Source organism: Pseudonocardia sp. DxW, from assembly GCF_058448985.1.
In genome coordinates, this window is record NZ_JBZFLK010000013.1 from 1 (window position 1) to 18562 (window position 18562).

The 18562-nt window shown below is 74.3% G+C and carries 17 protein-coding genes; 13 read left to right on the plus strand and 4 right to left on the minus strand.

The features are described from left to right. Positions 1-676 precede the first annotated feature (676 nt). The gene (locus ACVJO7_RS20345; RefSeq protein ID WP_491674192.1) at positions 677-1147 is read left to right on the plus strand and encodes a nitroreductase/quinone reductase family protein; all 471 of its coding nucleotides are present in this window, start codon (positions 677-679) and stop codon (positions 1145-1147) included. A gap of 158 nt (positions 1148-1305) precedes the next feature. After that, the gene (locus tag ACVJO7_RS20350; RefSeq protein WP_491674193.1) at positions 1306-2544 is read left to right on the plus strand and encodes an AbrB family transcriptional regulator; all 1239 of its coding nucleotides are present in this window, start codon (positions 1306-1308) and stop codon (positions 2542-2544) included. A 67-nt stretch (positions 2545-2611) separates the two neighbouring features. On the opposite strand, the gene ACVJO7_RS20355 is transcribed toward ACVJO7_RS20350, so the two are convergent. After that, complete coding sequence (locus ACVJO7_RS20355; protein WP_491674194.1) at positions 2612-3505, minus strand: TroA family protein; 894 nt, start codon at positions 3503-3505, stop codon at positions 2612-2614. Between the two features lie 82 nt (positions 3506-3587). Between ACVJO7_RS20355 and pgm the strand changes: the two genes are divergently transcribed. After that, on the plus strand, positions 3588-5282 hold the full coding sequence (gene pgm / locus ACVJO7_RS20360) for a phosphoglucomutase (alpha-D-glucose-1,6-bisphosphate-dependent) (protein WP_491674195.1): 1695 nt from the start codon (positions 3588-3590) through the stop codon (positions 5280-5282). Positions 5283-5297: 15 nt separating this feature from the next. Beyond that, complete coding sequence (gene ppgK, locus ACVJO7_RS20365; protein ID WP_344017825.1) at positions 5298-6044, plus strand: polyphosphate--glucose phosphotransferase; 747 nt, start codon at positions 5298-5300, stop codon at positions 6042-6044. Between the two features lie 9 nt (positions 6045-6053). On the opposite strand, the gene ACVJO7_RS20370 is transcribed toward ppgK, so the two are convergent. Further along, positions 6054-6596 (minus strand): dihydrofolate reductase family protein, encoded by a 543-nt coding sequence (locus tag ACVJO7_RS20370; protein WP_491674196.1) that lies wholly within the window; start codon positions 6594-6596, stop codon positions 6054-6056. 104 nt (positions 6597-6700) lie between these two features. Then, the gene (locus ACVJO7_RS20375; protein ID WP_491674197.1) at positions 6701-8152 is read right to left on the minus strand and encodes a mannitol dehydrogenase family protein; all 1452 of its coding nucleotides are present in this window, start codon (positions 8150-8152) and stop codon (positions 6701-6703) included. Positions 8153-8340: 188 nt separating this feature from the next. Between ACVJO7_RS20375 and ACVJO7_RS20380 the strand changes: the two genes are divergently transcribed. Genes ACVJO7_RS20380 through ACVJO7_RS20420 form a run of 9 tightly spaced genes read left to right on the plus strand, consistent with a single transcriptional unit; the run spans position 8341 to position 17891 of the window. Beyond that, positions 8341-9309: a TetR/AcrR family transcriptional regulator gene (locus ACVJO7_RS20380; RefSeq protein ID WP_491674198.1), complete on the plus strand. Its 969-nt coding sequence runs from the start codon at positions 8341-8343 to the stop codon at positions 9307-9309. Next, positions 9306-10199, plus strand: a complete 894-nt coding sequence (locus ACVJO7_RS20385) for a beta-keto acid cleavage family enzyme (protein ID WP_358486099.1) — start codon at positions 9306-9308, stop codon at positions 10197-10199. Before ACVJO7_RS20380 ends, ACVJO7_RS20385 begins: the two co-directional genes overlap by 4 nt. Continuing rightward, a complete protein-coding gene (locus ACVJO7_RS20390; RefSeq protein ID WP_491674199.1) occupies positions 10192-11184 on the plus strand; it encodes a 3-hydroxyacyl-CoA dehydrogenase NAD-binding domain-containing protein in 993 nt (330 codons plus the stop codon). The genes ACVJO7_RS20385 and ACVJO7_RS20390 overlap by 8 nt, the downstream gene beginning before the upstream one ends. After that, positions 11177-11689 carry a thioesterase family protein gene (locus tag ACVJO7_RS20395; protein WP_491674200.1) on the plus strand — a complete coding sequence of 171 codons (513 nt, stop codon included), beginning with the start codon at positions 11177-11179 and terminating at the stop codon, positions 11687-11689. Before ACVJO7_RS20390 ends, ACVJO7_RS20395 begins: the two co-directional genes overlap by 8 nt. 56 nt (positions 11690-11745) lie before the next feature. Next, positions 11746-13296 carry an ABC transporter substrate-binding protein gene (locus tag ACVJO7_RS20400; protein WP_491674201.1) on the plus strand — a complete coding sequence of 517 codons (1551 nt, stop codon included), beginning with the start codon at positions 11746-11748 and terminating at the stop codon, positions 13294-13296. Beyond that, a complete protein-coding gene (locus tag ACVJO7_RS20405) occupies positions 13293-14264 on the plus strand; it encodes an ABC transporter permease (protein WP_425563565.1) in 972 nt (323 codons plus the stop codon). The genes ACVJO7_RS20400 and ACVJO7_RS20405 overlap by 4 nt, the downstream gene beginning before the upstream one ends. Further along, a complete protein-coding gene (locus ACVJO7_RS20410) occupies positions 14261-15130 on the plus strand; it encodes an ABC transporter permease (RefSeq protein WP_491674202.1) in 870 nt (289 codons plus the stop codon). The genes ACVJO7_RS20405 and ACVJO7_RS20410 overlap by 4 nt, the downstream gene beginning before the upstream one ends. Beyond that, positions 15127-16752 (plus strand): ATP-binding cassette domain-containing protein, encoded by a 1626-nt coding sequence (locus ACVJO7_RS20415; protein ID WP_491674203.1) that lies wholly within the window; start codon positions 15127-15129, stop codon positions 16750-16752. The genes ACVJO7_RS20410 and ACVJO7_RS20415 overlap by 4 nt, the downstream gene beginning before the upstream one ends. Continuing rightward, the gene (locus tag ACVJO7_RS20420) at positions 16749-17891 is read left to right on the plus strand and encodes a serine hydrolase domain-containing protein (protein ID WP_491674204.1); all 1143 of its coding nucleotides are present in this window, start codon (positions 16749-16751) and stop codon (positions 17889-17891) included. The genes ACVJO7_RS20415 and ACVJO7_RS20420 overlap by 4 nt, the downstream gene beginning before the upstream one ends. Positions 17892-17900: 9 nt before the next feature. On the opposite strand, the gene ACVJO7_RS20425 is transcribed toward ACVJO7_RS20420, so the two are convergent. Then, positions 17901-18533: a malonic semialdehyde reductase gene (locus ACVJO7_RS20425; RefSeq protein ID WP_491674205.1), complete on the minus strand. Its 633-nt coding sequence runs from the start codon at positions 18531-18533 to the stop codon at positions 17901-17903. Between the last annotated feature and the right edge of the window lie 29 nt (positions 18534-18562).

The window sequence follows — 18562 nt, forward strand, 5'->3', positions numbered from 1 at the left end:
ACTGTCCGCCGTCCCGGCTGCTGTGTCATGATCCCGCCCGGGCCAACGACACGTCAGGTCGTCCACCGACCGACACCACAGCCCGTCCCCGGACACCGCTACTCCCCGCCCGCCGCGATGGCCGACCACGTCCGCGCCCGGGACGGCCACTGCCACGGCCCCGCCTGCGACCGCCCCATCCGCGACCTGGACCATCACATCCCCTGGGCACACGGCGGCCAGACCAGCACCGACAAACCTGCACGGCTACTGCCGTGGCTGCCACACCCTCAAGGACCGGCCCGGCTGGCAGGTCCTCACCCACCCCGACGGCTCCGTCGAATGGATCAGTCCGCACGGCTGGACCAGCACATCCCACCCGCGCGACTACCGGGACCTCACCGATCCGTATCCGGCGCCCGACGCCGTCACCGCCTCCCTGCAGACGCCTCCGGCACTCACGTGTCCCGGCCGGGACCGGACGCCTGACGGCTCCACCGGATCGACCGTCCCCGGTTACGACGCGAGCGAGGATCCGGCGCCGTTCTGACCACCCGGACGGGACACACGACCTCGAACACCCGCCACAGCGGTCCGCCACCGGAAGCCACAGGCGGCACCGCCGATTCGATGACACACTGGACTACGTACGCCGTACTGAGCTATTCCTCGACCGGCACCGACTCATGGAGGCCCCATGGACCGCACGCCCGATCCCCGCTCCCGGATCCGCGCCCCGCGCGAGCTCAAGGAGATGAACGACGAGCTCCTCGCCCAGCGCGAGGACGGGACGCTCGGGTTCGCGCTCCCGGTGCTGACCGTGCCCGGACGACGGAGCGGCCGCCTCCGCCGGACGCCGTTGACCGTGCACGAGCGCGACGACGCCCGCTTCGTGGTGGGCGGGTTTCCGGCCGCCGACTGGATCGCGAACCTCCGAGCAGCGGGCGGCCGGGCGACCCTCAGCAGCGGGGCCTCGACGGCCACCGAGGACGTCGTCCTCACCGAGCTGCCGATCGACGAGGCCCGCCCGATCCTCGCGGCGTGGCCGGAGGTGACCCCGGACGGAGTCGAGATCATGGTGGCGAGCGGCATCGCAGCAGCACCGACCCCCGAGGCGCTGGCGGACCTCGCCGGTACCTGCCCGGTCTTCCGGGTCGATCCCGGCTGAGCAGGCAGGAGCGGGCCCTCCCGCCCGAGCACGCCGGGACGCCGGGACGCCCGATCCCCGCCAGGTCGTTCGCTCACCGCAACGATCGTGGCCGGTCTCACCGTTGCACGCGGCACGGCGCGGGACCGTGCCGCATACGCTCGGTCCGTGATCGTGCGGTGACGGCGCTCCGGCGCCTGCGGAACGTCCCCTGGTGGCGGTGGCTGCTGCTCGCCGCCCTCACCGTGCTCGGCACGATCGGTCTCGGCGCCCTCGGCGTGCCCTCCCCCGCGCTGTTCGCCGGGCTGCTGGTCGCCACCGTGCTGGCCCTGTCCGGGCTCGGCCCGAGCCGGGTCGCGCGGCCGCTGACCGCGGGCGCGCAGGCGGTGATCGGCGTCGTCATCGGGCTGCTCGCCCGGCCCGACACGCTTGCCGCGATCGCCTCGAACTGGCTGCCGGTCCTGCTGATCAGCCTGGGGACACTCCTGGTCAGCATGGCCGCCGGCCTGCTCATGGGCCTGCAGCGCGGCGTCACCCCGCTCACCGGGATGCTCGCGCAGACGGCGGGTGGTGCCTCCGGGCTGGTCGCGATCAGCCGCGAGCTGGGCGGCGACGAACGCATGGTCGCCGTCATCCAGTACCTGCGGGTCGGCCTGGTGACGGCCACCATGCCGATGGTCGCCGTCGCGCTCTACGGGGCGCAGCACGCCGCACCCGGCGCCGAACCGGACCCGGCCACGTCCGGGGCGCCGTGGTGGATCGGACTCGGGGTGCTGGCGGTGTGTGTCGCCGTCGGCACCCCGCTCGCCCGGCTCGCCCGGGTGCCGGCCGGCGCGCTGCTCGGCCCGATGATGGTGGCGCTGGTGATCAGCCTCGCCGGGTTCTCGTTCGACGCGTCGGTGCCGCTGCCGATCGTCGACCTCGCCTACGCGCTGATCGGCTGGCAGGCCGGGCTGCGGTTCACCCGCCGGGCGCTCGCCACCGTGGCCCGGGTGCTCCCGCTGGCCACCGCGCTGATCCTGGCCGTCGTCGCCCTGTGCGCCGGGCTCGGCCTGGTGCTGTCGCACTTCACCGGCATGACGCTGCTGGAGGGCTATCTCGCCACGACGCCCGGCGGGGTGTACGCGGTGCTGGCGACCGCGATCTCGTCCGGTGTCGACGTCACGTCGGTGGTCGCCGTCCAGGTGCTGCGGGTGGTGCTGATGCTGCTCGTCGCGCCGTGGATCGCCCGTTTCGTCGGCCGGTGGCTCGGGCCCGGCGGCCGGGCCGACGACGATGCCCCCGAGCCGGCCGGGCCTGCACAGGCGGGCCCGGCAGCACAGGCGGGCCCGACCAGGGCCGGGACGGGCGGGGAGACCGGACCGGCGGGGCACGCCGAGCCGGCGGACACCCCGGGCAGGGACCGCCGCGGCAGGTAGGCCCGACCGCGCCGGCCCGGTCCGGCCCTCGGCGATGCCGGACGTCCGCACGAGCGGCCGGCCCCGTTCAGCGCACCCGGGCGATCCGCCCCGCCGGCGGCTCCGGCACCGCCCCCGGGTACAGCGCGGCGGCGATCGCCTCGATCCCGTCCACCAGCCGCGGTCCGGCCCGCACCACGTACGACGCAGAGTCCAGCGCGTACACCGGGACCCGGGCCGGGAGCCGGTCCAGCACCGCGTGGGCCTGGGCCTGCGCGCCCCGCTCCCCCGCCAGCCCGAACCCGCACGGCGCGACCAGCACGACGTCGACCGGGCCGGGCAGCGCGTCCCATCCGGTCGCGACGCTGCGGCCACCGGCGATCGCGCCGACCGCCGTCCCGCCGGCGGCGGTCACCAGGTCCGGCACCCAGTGTCCGGGCAGGAACGGCGGGTCCGTCCATTCCAGCACCAGCACCCGTGGCGGCGGCCGGTCGTGCACCGCCGCGGCGACCGCGTCCAGCCGGGCGGTCAGCTCCCCGACCAGGGTGGCGGCCGCCTCCGGCACCCCGGCCGCCGCCCCGACGGCGGTGATCACGTCCAGCACGTCGGGCAGCCGGTGCGGATCCAGCGACAGTACCTGCGCGCGGGTCCCGATCGCCGCCTGCGCCTGCGCGACCGAGGATCCCGGCAGCGCGCACACCGCGCACAGGTCCTGGGTCAGGATCAGATCGGGATCGGCGGCGGCCAGCGTCGCCCGGTCCAGGTCGTAGAGCGGCAGCCCGGCCGCCGCCCGCTCGCGGACCACCGCGTCGATCTCGGCGGGCGTCCCGGACGCGGGCAGTGCCGTGTCGACCACCACCGGCACCCGGTCCCGCACCCCCACCGGGTCGTCGCACTCGAAGGTCACCCCGACCAGCCGGCCGGCCAGGCCGAGCCGCCCGGCGATCTCGGTACCGGCCGGCAGCAACGAGGCGATCCGCACGGACGAGAGCGTAGGTGCTGCCGACATCCCCGCCCATGCGGCAGGGTGGGCGGCGACCGCACTCCGGAAGGACAGGACATCCATGACCGTGCACGAGCGCGCCGGCACCCCGGCCCGCCCCGAGGACCTGGTGGACGTGCCCGCGCTGCTCGCGGCGTACCGGGACGTCCACCCGGACCCCAAGGTCGACCTCCAGCGGGTCGCGTTCGGCACCTCCGGCCACCGCGGGTCGGCGTTCACGGCCACCTTCAACGACGACCACATCGCCGCCACCAGCCAGGCGATCGTCGAGTACCGGGCGGCCCAGGGCATCGACGGGCCGCTGTTCCTGGGCCGGGACTCGCACGCGCTGTCCGAGCCGGCCTGGCGCACCGCGGCCGAGGTGTTCACCGCGAACGGCGTCGAGCTGGTCGTCGACTCACGGGACGGCCTCACCCCGACCCCGGCGCTGTCGCACGCCATCCTGGTCGCGAACGCACGACCGGGCCGGCTCCCCGGCGGTGCCGGAACTGGCCGGCTCGCCGATGGGGTGGTCGTCACCCCGTCACACAATCCGCCCGCCGACGGCGGCTTCAAGTACAACCCGCCGGACGGCGGCCCGGCCGGCACCGAGGCGACCAGCTGGATCGCGGACCGGGCCAACGAGCTGCTCGAGGCCGGCCTGTCCGGGGTGCGCCGCACCGCGACGATCGATCCCGGCCGCTACGACTTCCTCGGCGAGTACGTCGCCCAGCTCGACCAGGTCCTCGACATGGACGCGATCCGGGACGCCGGCGTGACGATCGGGGCGGACCCGCTCGGCGGCGCCTCGGTCGACTTCTGGGGCGCCATCGCCGAGCGCTACCGGCTGGACCTGACCGTGGTCAACCCGGACGTCGACCCGACGTTCGGGTTCATGCCGCTGGACTGGGACGGCAAGATCCGGATGGACTGCTCGTCGCCGTACGCGATGGCGTCACTGCGGAAACGTATGGAAGCCGGCAGTGCCGATGCGCGTTCCGCTGACGCTCCACGCACTGCCCCCTTCCGGATCGCCACCGGGAACGACGCCGACGCCGACCGGCACGGCATCGTCACCGCCGACGGCGGCCTGATGAACCCCAACCACTACCTCGCCGTCGCGATCGGCTACCTCTTCGCGCACCGCCCCGACTGGCCGGCCGCCGCCGGGATCGGCAAGACCGCCGTCAGCTCGTCGATGATCGACCGGGTGGCCGCCGATCTCGGCCGCACGCTGGTCGAGGTGCCGGTCGGGTTCAAGTGGTTCGTGCCCGGCCTGCGCTCCGGGGAGATCGGCTTCGGCGGCGAGGAGAGCGCCGGCGCGTCGTTCCTGCGCCGGGACGGCTCCCCGTGGACCACGGACAAGGACGGCCTGCTGCTCGCCCTGCTCGCCGCCGAGATCACCGCGACCACCGGCCGCACCCCCAGCGAGCACTACCGCGACCTCACCGTCCGGTTCGGCGAGCCCGCCTACGCCCGCACCGACGTGGCCTGCACGCGCGCGGAGAAGGCGGCGCTGGGCCGGCTCGACGCGGACGCGGTCACCGCCACCGAGCTCGCCGGTGACCCGATCACCGCGAAGCTCACCCGGGCCCCCGGCAACGACGCCCCGATCGGCGGCCTCAAGGTCGTCACCGGGTCCGGCTGGTTCGCCGCCCGCCCGTCGGGCACCGAGGACGTCTACAAGGTCTACGCCGAGAGCTTCCGTGGGCCCGACCACCTGGCGCAGATCCAGGAACAGGCCCGCGACGTGGTGTCGGCCGCGCTGGCCGGCTGAGGGAGGATCGCCGACGTGAGCAAGAAGCACGAACACGGGTTCGGGATCGACATCGGCGGCTCCGGCATCAAGGGCGCCCCGGTGGACCTGGCGACCGGCAGGCTCGCCGGCGAGCGGGTCCGCATCCCCACCCCGCAACCGTCCACCCCGGAGGCGGTCGCCGCGACCGTCGCCGAGATCCTCGACGACTTCGGCTGGAAGGGGTCGTTCGGCTGCACCTTCCCCGCCGTCGTCCAGCACGGCGTCACCCGCACCGCCGCCAACGTCGACGACTCCTGGGTCGACTGCGACGCCGCCTCGGTGCTGCGCAAGGTCACCGGCCGGGACACGGTGCTGGTCAACGACGCCGACGCGGCCGGCGTCGCCGAGGTCGAGTTCGGCGCGGCGGGGGCGAAGTCCGGCGTGGTGCTGCTGGCGACGCTCGGCACCGGGATCGGCACGGCGGTGATCGCACACGGCCGTCTGGTGCCGAACACCGAGCTGGGCCACGTCGAGCTGGACGGGTACGACGCCGAGACCCGCGCCGCCGACTCCGCCCGCGAGCGCGACGGGCTCGGCTGGGAGGAGTGGGGCGAGCGGTTGACCCGCTACTTCCGGCACGTGGAGAACCTGCTGTGGCCGGACCTGATCGTCGTCGGCGGCGGGGTCAGCAAGAAGTTCGACAAGTGGTCGCCGTACGTGTCGACGCGGACCCCGATGGTCCCGGCGAAGCTGCTCAACGAGGCCGGGATCATCGGGGCGGCGCTGCTGGCGCACCGCTGAGCCGGGGCGTCACACCGGCGGGCCGTAGGTCATCCGGACCACGCCGTTGTCGTACGGCTCGGTCTCGATCAGCCGCAGCGGCACCTGCGGCCCGTCGGTGAACAGCTTCAGGCCCGATCCCAGCGCCACCGGGTAGACGAACAGGTTGAGCGTGTCGACCAGGCCGTCGGCGAGCAGCGCGCGGACCAGCGTGACGCTGCCGCTGACGTAGATGCCGCCGTCGACCGAGTCCTTCAGGTCCTGGATGCGCTTCGGGTCGTACGGCCCGAGCACCGTCGAGTTCTCCCACTCCAGCGGGTCGTCCAGGGTGGACGTCACGACGTGCTTCGGCGATCCGTTGAAGAACGCGCCGCCGGACTCGACGTCGTGCCCGCGCGCCGACCACGCCGGGTGGAACGCCTCGTAGGTGGTGCGGCCCAGCAGGATCGCCTGGTCGCAGAGCTTCCCGATGGCGTTGCCCATCGCCTCGGTGAAGCCGTACCCGGCGGTCCAGGACGGATCCTCGACGACGCCGTCCAGGCTGATGAACTCGTGCACGTCGATGGTTCCCATGGCGGTCTCCTGTCTGCGGCGGGCTTCCCCGGTGCTGACCGGCGGACCACCCGGAACTCATCGGCGCGGCCGCGGACCCGCCGGCCCGGCCGCGGGCCCACCGCTCAGCCGAGATCGGCGACCGTCGCCGCCGCCCCGCGGGCGTACAGCGACTCCAGCGCAGTCCGGAACGCGGAGGCGAACCGCTCGTCGTCGGCCAGGTCGCCGAAGACCGCCCGGTGCCGCAGGAACGACAGCGGCTCGTCCCGCTCGCGCAGGGCGAGCGCGGTCAGCTCCGCGGCGAGCCGGTCCTGCTGCTCGATGGGCGTGCCCTGCTCGTCGGCCCCCTCGGCGTAACGGCACCATCCGGCGACGACGGCGGCGGCCCGCTGCACCGGGCCGCCCGCGGCGAGCTGCTCGCGCACCACCGGCAGCAGGAAGATCGAGATCCGGTCCGAGCTGCCGTAGTTGATCCGCATCAGGGTGTCGGCGACGCCGGCGTTGGCGAACCGCTCGATCAGCGTGTCCTTGTAGCCGTCGAGATCGATCCCCGGGACCGGGCGCAGGGTCGGGGTGGCCTCGTCGTCCATGTAGCCGCGCAGGAACGACGCGAACACCGGGTCCTGCGCGACCTCGTGCACGTACCGGTGGCCGGCAAGGTAGCCGAGGTAGCCGAGCGCCTGGTGGGTCGCGTTGAGCAGCCGCAGCTTCATGAACTCGTAGGGCACGACGTCGTCGACGAGCTGCACGCCGACCCGCTCGAAGTCCGGGCGGCCGGCGGCGAAGTCGTCCTCCAGCACCCACTGGGTGAACGGCTCGCAGACCACCGGCCAGCCGTCGCGCAGGCCGAAGCGGTCGGCGAGCGCCGCGCGGTCGGAGTCGGCGGTGGCCGGGGTGATCCGGTCGACCATCGAGTTCGGGAAGCTCACCCGGTCGGCGACCCAGGCGCCCAACTCGGGATCGCGCAGCTGCGCGACGCCGGTGAAGACCCGGCGCGCGGCGTCGCCGTTGCCCTGCATGTTGTCGCAGCTCATGATCGTGAGCGGGCCGGTGCCGCGGTCCCGGCGGCGGGCCAGCGCCTCCACCACCAGGCCGAACGCGCTCGACCCGTCCCGGACGCCGGGGAACTCGGGATCGAACTCGCCGGTCTTCTGGTCGATCGCGTAGCCGCCCTCGGTGATCGTCAGCGACACGATCCGGGTGTCGGCGTGCGCGATCCGCTCGATCACCGCCTCCGGGTCGTCCGGCGCGAACAGGTAGTCGACCAGCGAGCCGACGACGCGTGGCGCGAGCGACCCGTCCGGCTCCTTGCGGACCAGGGTGTACAGCCCGTCCTGGGCGGCCAGCACGTCGCGCATCCGGGCGTCGCCGGGCAGCACCCCGACCCCGCAGATCCCCCAGTCCCGGGCCTCCCCGGCGATCAGCAGCGAGTCGACGTACATGGCGAGGTGCGCGCGGTGGAACCCACCCACTCCGATGTGCACGATGCCGGTGCGGATGCCGGTCCGGTCGTAGCCGGGGACGTCCACCCCCGGCACGCCCTCGTTCCAGATCGCGGCCTCGTCCAGCGAGCGCATGGCTCCCTCTCCCCCGGGTCGACTCCGTACCGACGCGCGACCCTACCGGTGATCGCGACACCGGCCACCCGGTCCGGGAGCGCAAGCTGACCGGTGCGCCGGACAGGTCCCCGCAAGGGGCCTGTACGCAGCGCGGTCGATGATCAAATGTTGCGAAATACGCAAGTCCGGCACTACCGTGCTGCGCGATGACCGATCCCCGCTCCGTTCCCGCCGTGGCCGCACGGGTGCGCGAGCTGCTGGACCGGGACGGGTGGACGCAGCGCCGCTTCGCGGCCGCGATCGGGCTGGACGAGACCAAGCTGTCGAAGTCGCTGGCCGGCCGCCGCCGGTTCGCCGCGGCCGAGCTGGTCGCGATCGCCGACGTCACCGGGGAGACGGTGAACCGGCTGCTGCACGGCCGCGACGACGCGCGCACGCACACCGCGGTGCCGGGCGGCGCCGCAGCCACGGTCGTCTCCACAGGCTCCACAGGCGCCGCAGCATCCGCGGCCTCCGGCGGCAGGTCGGACGGCACGCCGGACGGCACGGACGCCGGGACGCAGGGCGCCCGGCGGACCCGGCGCCGGATCCTGGACGCGGCCTGGCGGCTGATCGCCGACCACGGCTACCACCGGGTGCGGACGGCCGACGTGGCCCGCGAGTGCGGCACCAGCCCGGCGGCCATCCACTACCACTTCCCCACCCGCTCCCAGCTGCTGGACGAGGCGCTGAGGCACAACGTGAAGCTCGCGTTCGACCGGCAGGTCGCCGAGCTGGACGAGATCACCGACCCGCACCGGCGGCTGCTGCGGCTGATCGACCTGCAGCTGCCCCAGGGCGAGCTGCTGCGCCGCGAGTGGTCGATCTGGATCCAGGTGTGGGCGGAGTCGGCGATCGACCCGGCCCGCCGGGAGCTCTACTGGGACTCCTACGACCGCTGGTACCGCAGCGTGCTGATGACGCTGCAGGACGGCGCGTCCACCGGCGTGTTCGTCGCCGGCCGGGCCGAACCGCTGGCCCACCAGCTCACCGCGCTGATCGACGGCCTCGGCATCCAGGTCATGGCGGGCACCCCCGGCACCGGGGCCGCCGAGATGCGCGCGGTGCTGCACGACTTCATCGACCGGGCCGTGCTCGCGGCGCCGGAGGACACCCACCGGACGGAGACCGGATGAACCGTGACGTCATCATCACCTGCGCGGTGACCGGGGCCGGGGACACCGTGGGCCGCAGCCCGCACGTCCCCGTGACCCCGGCCGCGATCGCCGCCGACGCGATCGCGGCCGCCCGCGCGGGCGCCGCCGTCGTGCACATCCACGTGCGCGATCCCGAGACCGGCGACCCGTCCCGGGCCGTCGAGCTGTACCGCGACACGGTGACCCGGATCCGGGACGCCGGCGTCGACGTCGTGCTGAACCTGACCGCCGGCATGGGCGGTGACCTGGTGATCGACGCCGAGGACCCGCTCAAGCCGGTGGACGGCACCGACCTGGTCAATGCGCTCGAGCGGCTCCCGCACGTCGAGGAGCTGCTGCCCGACATCTGCACGCTCGACTGCGGCTCGCTGAACTTCGGCGAGGGCAACCAGCTCTACGTGTCCACCCCGGACATGCTGCGCACCGGCGCCAAGCGGGTGCAGGAGCTCGGCGTGAAGCCGGAGCTGGAGATCTTCGACACCGGCCAGCTGTGGTTCGCGTCCACGATGGTCGCCGAGGGCCTGATCGACGCGCCGCCGCTGTTCCAGCTGTGCATGGGCATCCCGTACGGCGCCCCCGCCGATCCGGGCGTACTCGCCGCGATGGTGAACCTGCTGCCGCCCGGCTCGAACTTCGCGTCCTTCTCGATCGGCCGCGACCAGCTGCCCTGGGTGGCGCAGTCGATGCTGCACGGCGGGCACGTCCGGGTCGGGCTGGAGGACAACCTCTATCTCGCCCGCGGGGTGAAGGCGACCAACGAGCAGCTGACCGAGCGGGCCGTCGAGATCGTGCAGAACCTCGGCGGGACGGTCGCGACGCCGGACCAGGCCCGCGAGATCCTGGGACTGAAGGAGCGGGCCGGTGTCTGAGCGCCCGGTGAGCGGCATCCGCACCGTCGCCTGCATCGGCGCCGGGGTGATCGGCGGCGGCTGGGCCGCCTACTTCCTGGCCCGCGGGCTGCGGGTGCGCGCCTGGGACCCGGCGCCGGACGCCGGCGACCGGCTGCGCCGCACCATCGACGCCGCCTGGCCCGCGCTGACCGAGCTGGGCCTGGCGCCCGGCGCCGACCCGCACGCGCTGGAGCTGTTCCCGACCGCCGCCGAGGCCGTCGCGGGTGCCGACTTCGTGCAGGAGAGCGCCCCGGAGGACCTCACCCTGAAGCGGGCGCTGCTGGCCGAGCTGGCCGCCGCGGCCGGGCCGGACGTCGTCGTCGCCTCGTCGACCTCGGGTTTCCCGATGTCGGACATGGCGACCGAGGCCGCCGACCCGGGCCGGCTGGTCGTCGGGCACCCGTTCAACCCGCCCTACCTGATCCCGCTGGTCGAGGTGGTCGGCGGGAACGCGACCGAGCCCTGGGCGAGCGCGCGGGCGGCGGAGTTCTACCGGCACATCGGCAAGTCGGTGATCGAGATGGACCGGGAGCTGCCCGGCTTCATCGCGAACCGGCTGCAGGAGGCGATCTGGCGGGAGGCGCTGCACATGGTCGCCGAGGGCGAGGCCACCCCGGAGGAGATCGACCGCTCGATCACCGACGGGCCCGGCCTGCGCTGGCCGGTGCACGGCCCCTGCCTGACCTTCCACCTGGCCGGCGGCGAGGGCGGCATGGCGCACATGCTCGACCACTTCGGGCCGTCGCTGAAGGCCCCGTGGACCCGGCTGGACGCCCCCGAGCTCACCTCCGCGCTGCGCGACGACATGGTGGCGGGTGCGCAGGTCAGCGCCGGTGGACGGCCGATGGCCGAGCTGGTCGCCGAGCGGGACCGGGCGGTCATCGCCGTCCGGCGCGCGGTCGAGGCGGCCCGCGCGGCCGGGGCGGCCGGGGCGGCCGGGGCGGCCGGGGGCGACCGTGGCTGAGCCGGCGGAGCCGCTGGTGCACACCGACACCGTGCGCCCGGAGTGGATCGACTACAACGGGCACCTCTCCGAGCCGTACTACGTGCTGGTGTTCGGCGACGCGACGACCGCGCTGATGGAGCGGAGCGGGATGGACGCGGCCTACCGGGCGGCGACCGGCTGCTCGCTGTACACGGTGGAGGCGCACGTCCGGTACCTGGCCGAGATCGGTCCGGACGCGCCGCTGACCGTGCGCACCCGGGTGCTCGGCCGGGACGCCAAGCGGCTGCGGCTCTGGCACGAGCTGTACGTGGACCCGGCCGGCGCGCCCTCGGCGACCGAGGAGCTGATGTGCCTGCACGTCGGCCCGGACGGGACGCTGCCGTTCCCGGACCCGGTGGCCGCCGCACTGGACGCGCTCACCGGGGACGGGCCGCAGCCCACGCACGCCGGACGCGCGATCGCCCCGGTCGGCCCGGCCGGTGCCGAACCCGACGGGACGGTGGTGCGCCGGCCCCCGACCTGAGCCCGCGACCGCGGCCCCGGGGCAGGACTCCGGGGCCTTGCCCGGAGGAGAAGTTCATGATCAGCCCGACAGCGGCGCCGTTCTCGCGGCGCCGCCTGCTCGCCGGCGCGGCCGGCCTGGGGGCGGTGGCACTGCTCGCAGGCTGCGGCGGTCCCGCCGCGGCCCGGGACGCCGGGCCACCCCGCCGCGGCGGGGTCCTGCGGGTGGGGGTGACCGGCGGTGGAGCGTCGGACACCCTCGACCCGCACAGCCCGGCCACCAACCCGGACATCGCCCGCACGCTGAGCCTCTACGAGCCGCTGCTGCACTGGGACGACGCGTACACCCTGCAGCCGGCCGTCGCCGAGGCGGTCCGCCCCGAGCCGGGGGCGCGCGCCTGGACCGCGACGATCCGGGCCGGCATCACCTTCCACGACGGCCGTCCGGTCACCCCGGACGACGTCGTCGCCACCTTCCGCCGGATCACCGACCCGGACGACCCGAAGTCCGGGGAGTCCCAGCTCGGGGTGCTGGACGACATCGTCGTCGCGGGCGAGCGGGAGGTCCGGTTCGTGCTGAGCGAGCCGTCGCCGGTGTTCGACCAGTACCTCGGCGAGTACTCGTGCGGCATCGTGCCCGCGGACTTCGACGTGACGCGGCCGGTCGGGACGGGGGCGTTCCGGTTCGAGTCGTTCAGCCCGGGCCAGCAGAGCGCGTTCGTCCGGCACGACGGCTACTGGCGTCCGGACCAGCCCTGGGTGGACCGGCTGGAGCTGATCAACTTCTCCGAGGACGACGCGCGGATCAACGCGCTGCTGTCCGGCCAGGTCGACGCGATCGACCAGGTGCCGCTGGCGCTGACCGAGGTCGTCGGGTCCTACGAGTCGATCCGGCTGCTCACCTCGGAGACCGGGGCGTGGCTGCCGATCACGATGCGGGTCGACGTCGAGCCGTTCGACGACGTCCGGGTGCGGCAGGCGCTGCGCCTGGTCGCCGGCCGCGAGCAGATGGTGAACCAGGTGCTGTCCGGCCTGGGCGCCCCCGCGGTCGACCTGTACGCCCGGTTCGACCCGGAATACCTGGACCCGCAGCGCGAGCAGGACCTGGAGCGGGCGCGCGAGCTGCTCTCCGCGGCCGGGCGGCCGAACCTGTCGCTGGAGCTGGTGACCTCGCCGATCCAGGCCGGCACCGTCGAGGCCGCGCAGGTGTACGCGACGCAGGCCCGCGCGGCCGGCGTCGAGATCGGGCTGCGCCGGGTGGACACCTCCACCTTCTTCTCCGACCAGTACCTGCAGTGGGAGTTCGCGCAGAGCTTCTGGAACACCCGCAACTACATCCCGCAGGCGTCCCAGTCGTCGATGCCGGACGCGCCGTTCAACGAGACCCACTGGGACGACGCCGAGTACCAGGCCGTCATCCGGCGGGCCCGGTCCGAGGTGGACCCGAACCTGCGGGCGCAGCTGGTGCGCCGGGCCCAGCAGATCGAGTTCGACCGCGGCGGCTACCTCATCTGGGGCTTCCCGGACCGGGTGGACGCGCACCAGGGCTACGTCGGCGGGCTGGTCCCGAACCGCACCGGCCTGTCGCTGTCCGGATACGAGTTCCGGAAGGCGTGGGTGGCCGCATGAGCCTGCTGACGAAGATGATCGTGAAGCGGCTCCTGGTGAGCGTGCTGGTGCTGCTCGTCGTGTCGCTGCTGATCTTCGCCGCGACGCTGCTGCTGCCCGGCGACCCGGCCCGGGCGATCCTCGGCCAGCAGGCGACCCCGGAGCGGGTGGCGGCGCTGACCGAGCAGCTCGGCCTCGACCGGCCGGCCTGGGAGCGGTACCTGTCCTGGCTCGGGGGTGTGCTCACCGGCGATCTCGGCTTCTCCGCCGCCACCCAGGGCCCGGTGTCCGAGCTGCTCGGCGGCCGGATCGCCGCCTCGGCGCTGCTGCTGGTGCTGACCGCGCTGATCAGCACCCCGGTCGCGCTGGCGCTCGGTGCCTGGGCGGCGACCCGCCGCGGCACCCGGACCGACTCGGTGCTCTCCGGCTCCAGCCTGGTGCTCGCCGCGCTGCCCGAGTTCGTGATCGGTGTCCTGCTGGTCGTCCTGTTCGCCACGTCGGTGCTGCAGATCCTGCCATCGGTGACGATCGCGCGGCCCGGGGAGCCGGTGTGGGCGCGGCCCGAGCAGCTGGTGCTGCCGGTGCTCACCCTCGCCCTGGTGGTGATCCCGTACGTGGTGCGGATGACCCGGGCGACGCTGTCCGAGGCGCTGGACGCCGGGTTCGTCGAGATGGCCCGGCTCAAGGGCCTGCCGGAGCGCACGGTGCTCGTCCGGCACGCCGTCCCGCACACCATCGGGCCGGTCGCGCAGGTGATCGCGCTGCAGCTCGCCTGGCTGGCCGGCGGCGTCGTCGTCGTCGAGTTCCTGTTCCGCTACCCCGGGATCGGGCAGGCGCTGATCGACGCCGTCGCGAACCGCGACGTCCAGGTGGTGCAGGCGATCACGCTCATCATCGCCGCGTTCTACGTGCTGGTGAACCTCGCCGCGGACGTGGCCGGGATCCTGGCCGATCCGCGGATCCGTCACGCGTCGGGAGGTGGCGCATGAGTGCCCCCGCTGTTCCTGCAGGACTGCTGCGGCGCACGTTCCGCCGCCGCCAGGCCCGGATCGGGGCGGTGCTGACGCTGGTCGTCGTGGCGGTGGCGCTGCTCGGCCCGCTGCTCGGCCCGCTGCTCACCGGCTACGGGGTGGACGACTTCGCCGGCCGGCCGTTCCAGTCCGACGGGATCGCCGGCACCGACGATCTCGGCCGCGACGTGCTCACCCGGTTCCTCGCCGGTGGCGGGCCGGTGCTGCTCTACGCGCTGGTCGCGACCGCGATCGGCATCGTCGGCGGCGCGATCGCCGGGATGCTCGCCGGGTACTCCGCCGGTGACCGCAGCAGCCGGCTGGACGCGCTGATCATGCGCGGCGGCGACGTGCTGCTGTCGTTCCCGCAGCTGGTGCTGGCGCTGCTGGCGGTGGCCGTGCTCGGCTCGTCGGGCTGGCTGCTGGTGCTGGTCATCGGGATCACGCACATCCCCCGGGTGGCCCGCGTCGCCCGGCAGGCGACGCTGTCGGTCGCCGGGCAGGACTACGTGCTGGCCGCCCGGATGTACGGCGTGCCGCGGCGGCGGATCCTGGCCACCGAGGTGCTGCCGAACATCACCGGGCCGCTGATGGTCGAGCTCGGCCTGCGGCTGACGTACTCGATCGGCTACGTCGCGTCGCTGTCGTTCCTCGGGCTCGGGGTGCAGCCGCCCGCGTCGGACTGGGGCCTGCAGATCAACGAGAACCGGATCGCGCTGATCGTCACGCCGTGGGGGGTGCTGCTGCCGGTGCTCGCGATCGCGGTGCTGACCGTCGGCACGAACATGATCACCGACGCGCTGGCCAAGGAGTCGGCCGACACGACCGGGGAGGCCGCATCATGACCGGGAACGACGCGAGCGGACCGGGAGGCACGGCCACGGCCACCGCGACGATCGCCTGCAGCGGGCTGCGGGTGGGGACCACCGGCGGCCGGGAGGTGCTGCACGGGGTGGACTACGCCGTCGCACCCGGCGAGATCCTCGCCCTGGTCGGCGAGTCCGGATCGGGCAAGACGACCGCGGCGCTCGCCGCGCTCGGCCACTTCCGCACCGGGCTGGTGCACACCGGCGGGACCATCCGCTTCGACGGCCACACCGAGTCGCACGACGACCTGCTCACGGTGCCGCCGGCCACGATCCGCGGGATCCGCGGGCGGCTGGTCAGCTACGTGCCGCAGGACCCGGCGCTGTCGCTGAACCCGCTGCTGCGGATCGGCACCCAGGTGTCGGAGGTGCTGGAGGCGCACGGATACGACGGCGACGTCGGTGCGCGGGTGCAGGAGGTGCTGACCGACGTCGGGCTGGACTGCGACGACGCGTTCCTCGGCCGCTACCCGCACCAGCTCTCCGGCGGGCAGCAGCAGCGGGTCGGGATCGCGGCCGCGTTCGCGAACCGGCCGGACGTCGTCGTGCTCGACGAGCCGACCACCGGTCTCGACGTGACCACCCAGGACCTGGTGCTGGACACCGTCCGCGAGCTGGTCACCCGGTCCCGGACGGCGGCGCTGTACATCACCCACGATCTGGCCGTCGTCGCCGGGCTGGCCGACCGGGTGTCCGTGATGCAGGCCGGTGAGGTGGTGGAGACGGGGACGGTGCGCCAGGTGCTCACCGCACCCGAGCACCCGTACACGCAGAGCCTGATCGCGGCGGTGCCCGATCTGGACCGGATCGTCGAGCGGGACGCGGCGCCGTCCGGTGCGGACGCGGGCGCCCCGCTGCTGCAGGTGACCGGCGCCGGGAAGAGCTACGGGCCCAGGACCGTGCTCGACGGCATCGACCTGGAGCTGTGGCCCGGCGAGTGCCTGATGCTGCTCGGCGAGTCCGGCTCCGGGAAGACGACCCTGGCCCGCGGGCTGGCCGGGCTGCTCGATCTCGACACCGGATCGCTGACCCTGCGCGGCGAGCCGCTGGCGACCCCGCGCAGCTACGCGCAGCTGCGCAGCGTGCAGTACGTGTTCCAGAGCCCGTTCGCCTCGCTGAACCCGCGGCGCACGGTCGCCAGCTCGCTGGAGGTGCCGCTGCGGCACCTGACCGATCTCGACGCCGACGCCCGCCGGGCCCGGGTGCTGGACATGCTCGGCCAGGTCCGGCTGGACGACACGTTCGCCGGGCGCTACCCGGGCGGGCTGTCCGGCGGCGAGCGGCAGCGGGCGGCGATCGCCAGGGCCCTGGTCACCGCGCCGGACGTGCTGGTGTGCGACGAGGTCACCTCAGCCCTCGACGTGTCGGTGCAGGCGGCGATCGTGGACCTGCTCGCGACGGTGCGCCGCGAGCTGGGCACGGCGATGCTGTTCGTGACGCACAACATCGCGCTGGCCCGGCAGGTCGCGGACCGGATCGCGGTGCTGCAGGGCGGCCGGATCGTGGAGCAGGGCACCGTGGAGGACGTGCTGGCGGACCCGCAGCACGCCTACACCCGGCAGCTGCTGGAGCACACGCCGTCGATGGCCGCCGTGCGGTGAGGGGGGATCCGGCGGCCGCGCGGTCCGCGCCGCGCGGCCCGGTCGCGCCCGGGTTCTCCGCGGTCGCGGACGTGTTCGCCGACGTGCTGGCCGGCGCGCGCGGCGGCGCGGCGTTCTCGGTGGTCCGGGACGGGGTCCCGCTGGTCGAGCTGCACGGCGGGCTCGCCGACCCGGTGACCGGGCGGCCGTGGACCCGGGACACGGTGGCGGTGCTGTTCTCCGGCACCAAGGGGCTGGCCGCGACGGCCTGCGCGGCGCTCGCCGACCGGCTCGACCCGGACGCGCCGGTGGTCCGGTACTGGCCGGAGTTCGCGGCCGGCGGCAAGGCGACCGCGACCGTCGCCCAGGTGCTCGCGCACACCGTCGGGCTGCCCTACCTCGATCCGGAGCCGCCGGCCACCGACGCGCTCGACGACCGGGCCTGCGCCGTCGCGCTGGCCCGCCAGACACCGCTGTGGGAGCCCGGCAGCCGGGTCGCCTATCACGCGCTGACCTGGGGGAACCTGGTCGCCGAGCTGCTGCGCCGGGCGACCGGCGGCGCCGATCCGCGGGTCGTGCTGGAGGAGGTCGTCGGCCGGGTGCCGGGTGCCCGGGTGTTCCTGGCGACCGCGCCGCCGGAGCCCGCCCGGATCGTCCGGGCGCCCGGCTACCGGATCTCGACGTTCCTCGACGATCCGCGGCGCCGGCGGGTCGTCGAGCGGATGTACCGGGTGCTGCTCGACGACGCCGACGCCGTCAACTCCCCCGGCTGGTACCGCTCGGGTGCGCTGGCCGGTGCGGCGGTGGCCGGCGCGCCCGCGATGGCCCGGGCCTACGCGGCGCTGACCGATCCGGCGCGGTCACCGGTCCGGCCGGCCGCGCTGGCCCGTGCGGTGCGCACGCATGCGACCGGCACCGACGCGGTGAACGACCGGCCGCTGCGGTTCGGGCTCGGCTTCGAGCTCGCCGACCGGCTCGGTACGTTCGGTCCCGAGCCGGTCGCGTTCGGGCACAGCGGCGCGGGCGGCGGGCGGCACGGCGCCTGGCCCGAGCGGCGGATCGGCTTCTCGTTCCTGACCAACGAGATGCGCGCCGAGGACGTCGACGACCGGGCCGACCGGCTGCTCGGGGCGCTGCACGGCTGCTTGCGAGCGGCGTGACCCGCGGGCTCAGGCGAAGGTGAGGACGTCCTCGGCGGCCAGCCGCGGCAGGCGCGGGAACCAGGCGTCCGGGCCCGGGTGTCCGATGTTCACCACGAGCAGCGCGCGGTGCCGGCCGCCGGGCAGGAACTCCTCGCTGACGGCGTCGGCGTCGAACCCGGCCATCGGGCCGGTGGCGAGGCCGTGCGCGCGGACGGCGAGCAGCAGGTAGCCGATCTGCAGGCCGGCGTTGAACCGGGCCATGCCCTCACGGCCCTCGCGGCCCTGCGCCTCCATGCCCTCCCGGAAGTCCGGCTTGACCGGGAAGGTGACCGGCGAGTGCTCGTGGAAGTCCAGGTCGGCGGCCAGGATCGCGATCACCGGGGCCTGCTCGGACTTGCCGCGGTTGCCCTCGGCGAGCAGCGGCAGCAGCCGCTGCTTCGCCTCGGCCGTGCGCACGAAGGTCACCCGCAGCGGCTGGGTGTTCGCCGCGGTGGGCGGCCACTGGGCGAGCTCCCAGATCGAGCGCAGCGTCTCGTCGGACACCGGCTCGTCGGTGAAGGTGTTCGCGGTGCGGGCCTCGGTGAACAGTGCCGTGCGGCCGGCGTCGTCGAGGACGGGCAGGGGGAGCTGGGTCGCAGCAGTCGCGGTCGTCGCAGTCACAGAAGGTAGAACGCTCAACCATCGACCGG

Bases quoted from the DNA above. Each gene is read 5' to 3' on its own strand.
- ACVJO7_RS20345 (WP_491674192.1), top strand. From the start codon at position 677: ATGGACCGCACGCCCGATCCCCGCTCCCGGATCCGCGCCCCGCGCGAG.
- pgm (WP_491674195.1), top strand. From the start codon at position 3,588: ATGACCGTGCACGAGCGCGCCGGCACCCCGGCCCGCCCCGAGGACCTG.
- ACVJO7_RS20370 (WP_491674196.1), bottom strand. From the start codon at position 6,596: ATGGGAACCATCGACGTGCACGAGTTCATCAGCCTGGACGGCGTCGTC.
- ACVJO7_RS20375 (WP_491674197.1), bottom strand. From the start codon at position 8,152: ATGCGCTCGCTGGACGAGGCCGCGATCTGGAACGAGGGCGTGCCGGGG.
- ACVJO7_RS20380 (WP_491674198.1), top strand. From the start codon at position 8,341: ATGACCGATCCCCGCTCCGTTCCCGCCGTGGCCGCACGGGTGCGCGAG.
- ACVJO7_RS20385 (WP_358486099.1), top strand. From the start codon at position 9,306: ATGAACCGTGACGTCATCATCACCTGCGCGGTGACCGGGGCCGGGGAC.
- ACVJO7_RS20400 (WP_491674201.1), top strand. From the start codon at position 11,746: ATGATCAGCCCGACAGCGGCGCCGTTCTCGCGGCGCCGCCTGCTCGCC.
- ACVJO7_RS20405 (WP_425563565.1), top strand. From the start codon at position 13,293: ATGAGCCTGCTGACGAAGATGATCGTGAAGCGGCTCCTGGTGAGCGTG.
- ACVJO7_RS20410 (WP_491674202.1), top strand. From the start codon at position 14,261: ATGAGTGCCCCCGCTGTTCCTGCAGGACTGCTGCGGCGCACGTTCCGC.
- ACVJO7_RS20415 (WP_491674203.1), top strand. From the start codon at position 15,127: ATGACCGGGAACGACGCGAGCGGACCGGGAGGCACGGCCACGGCCACC.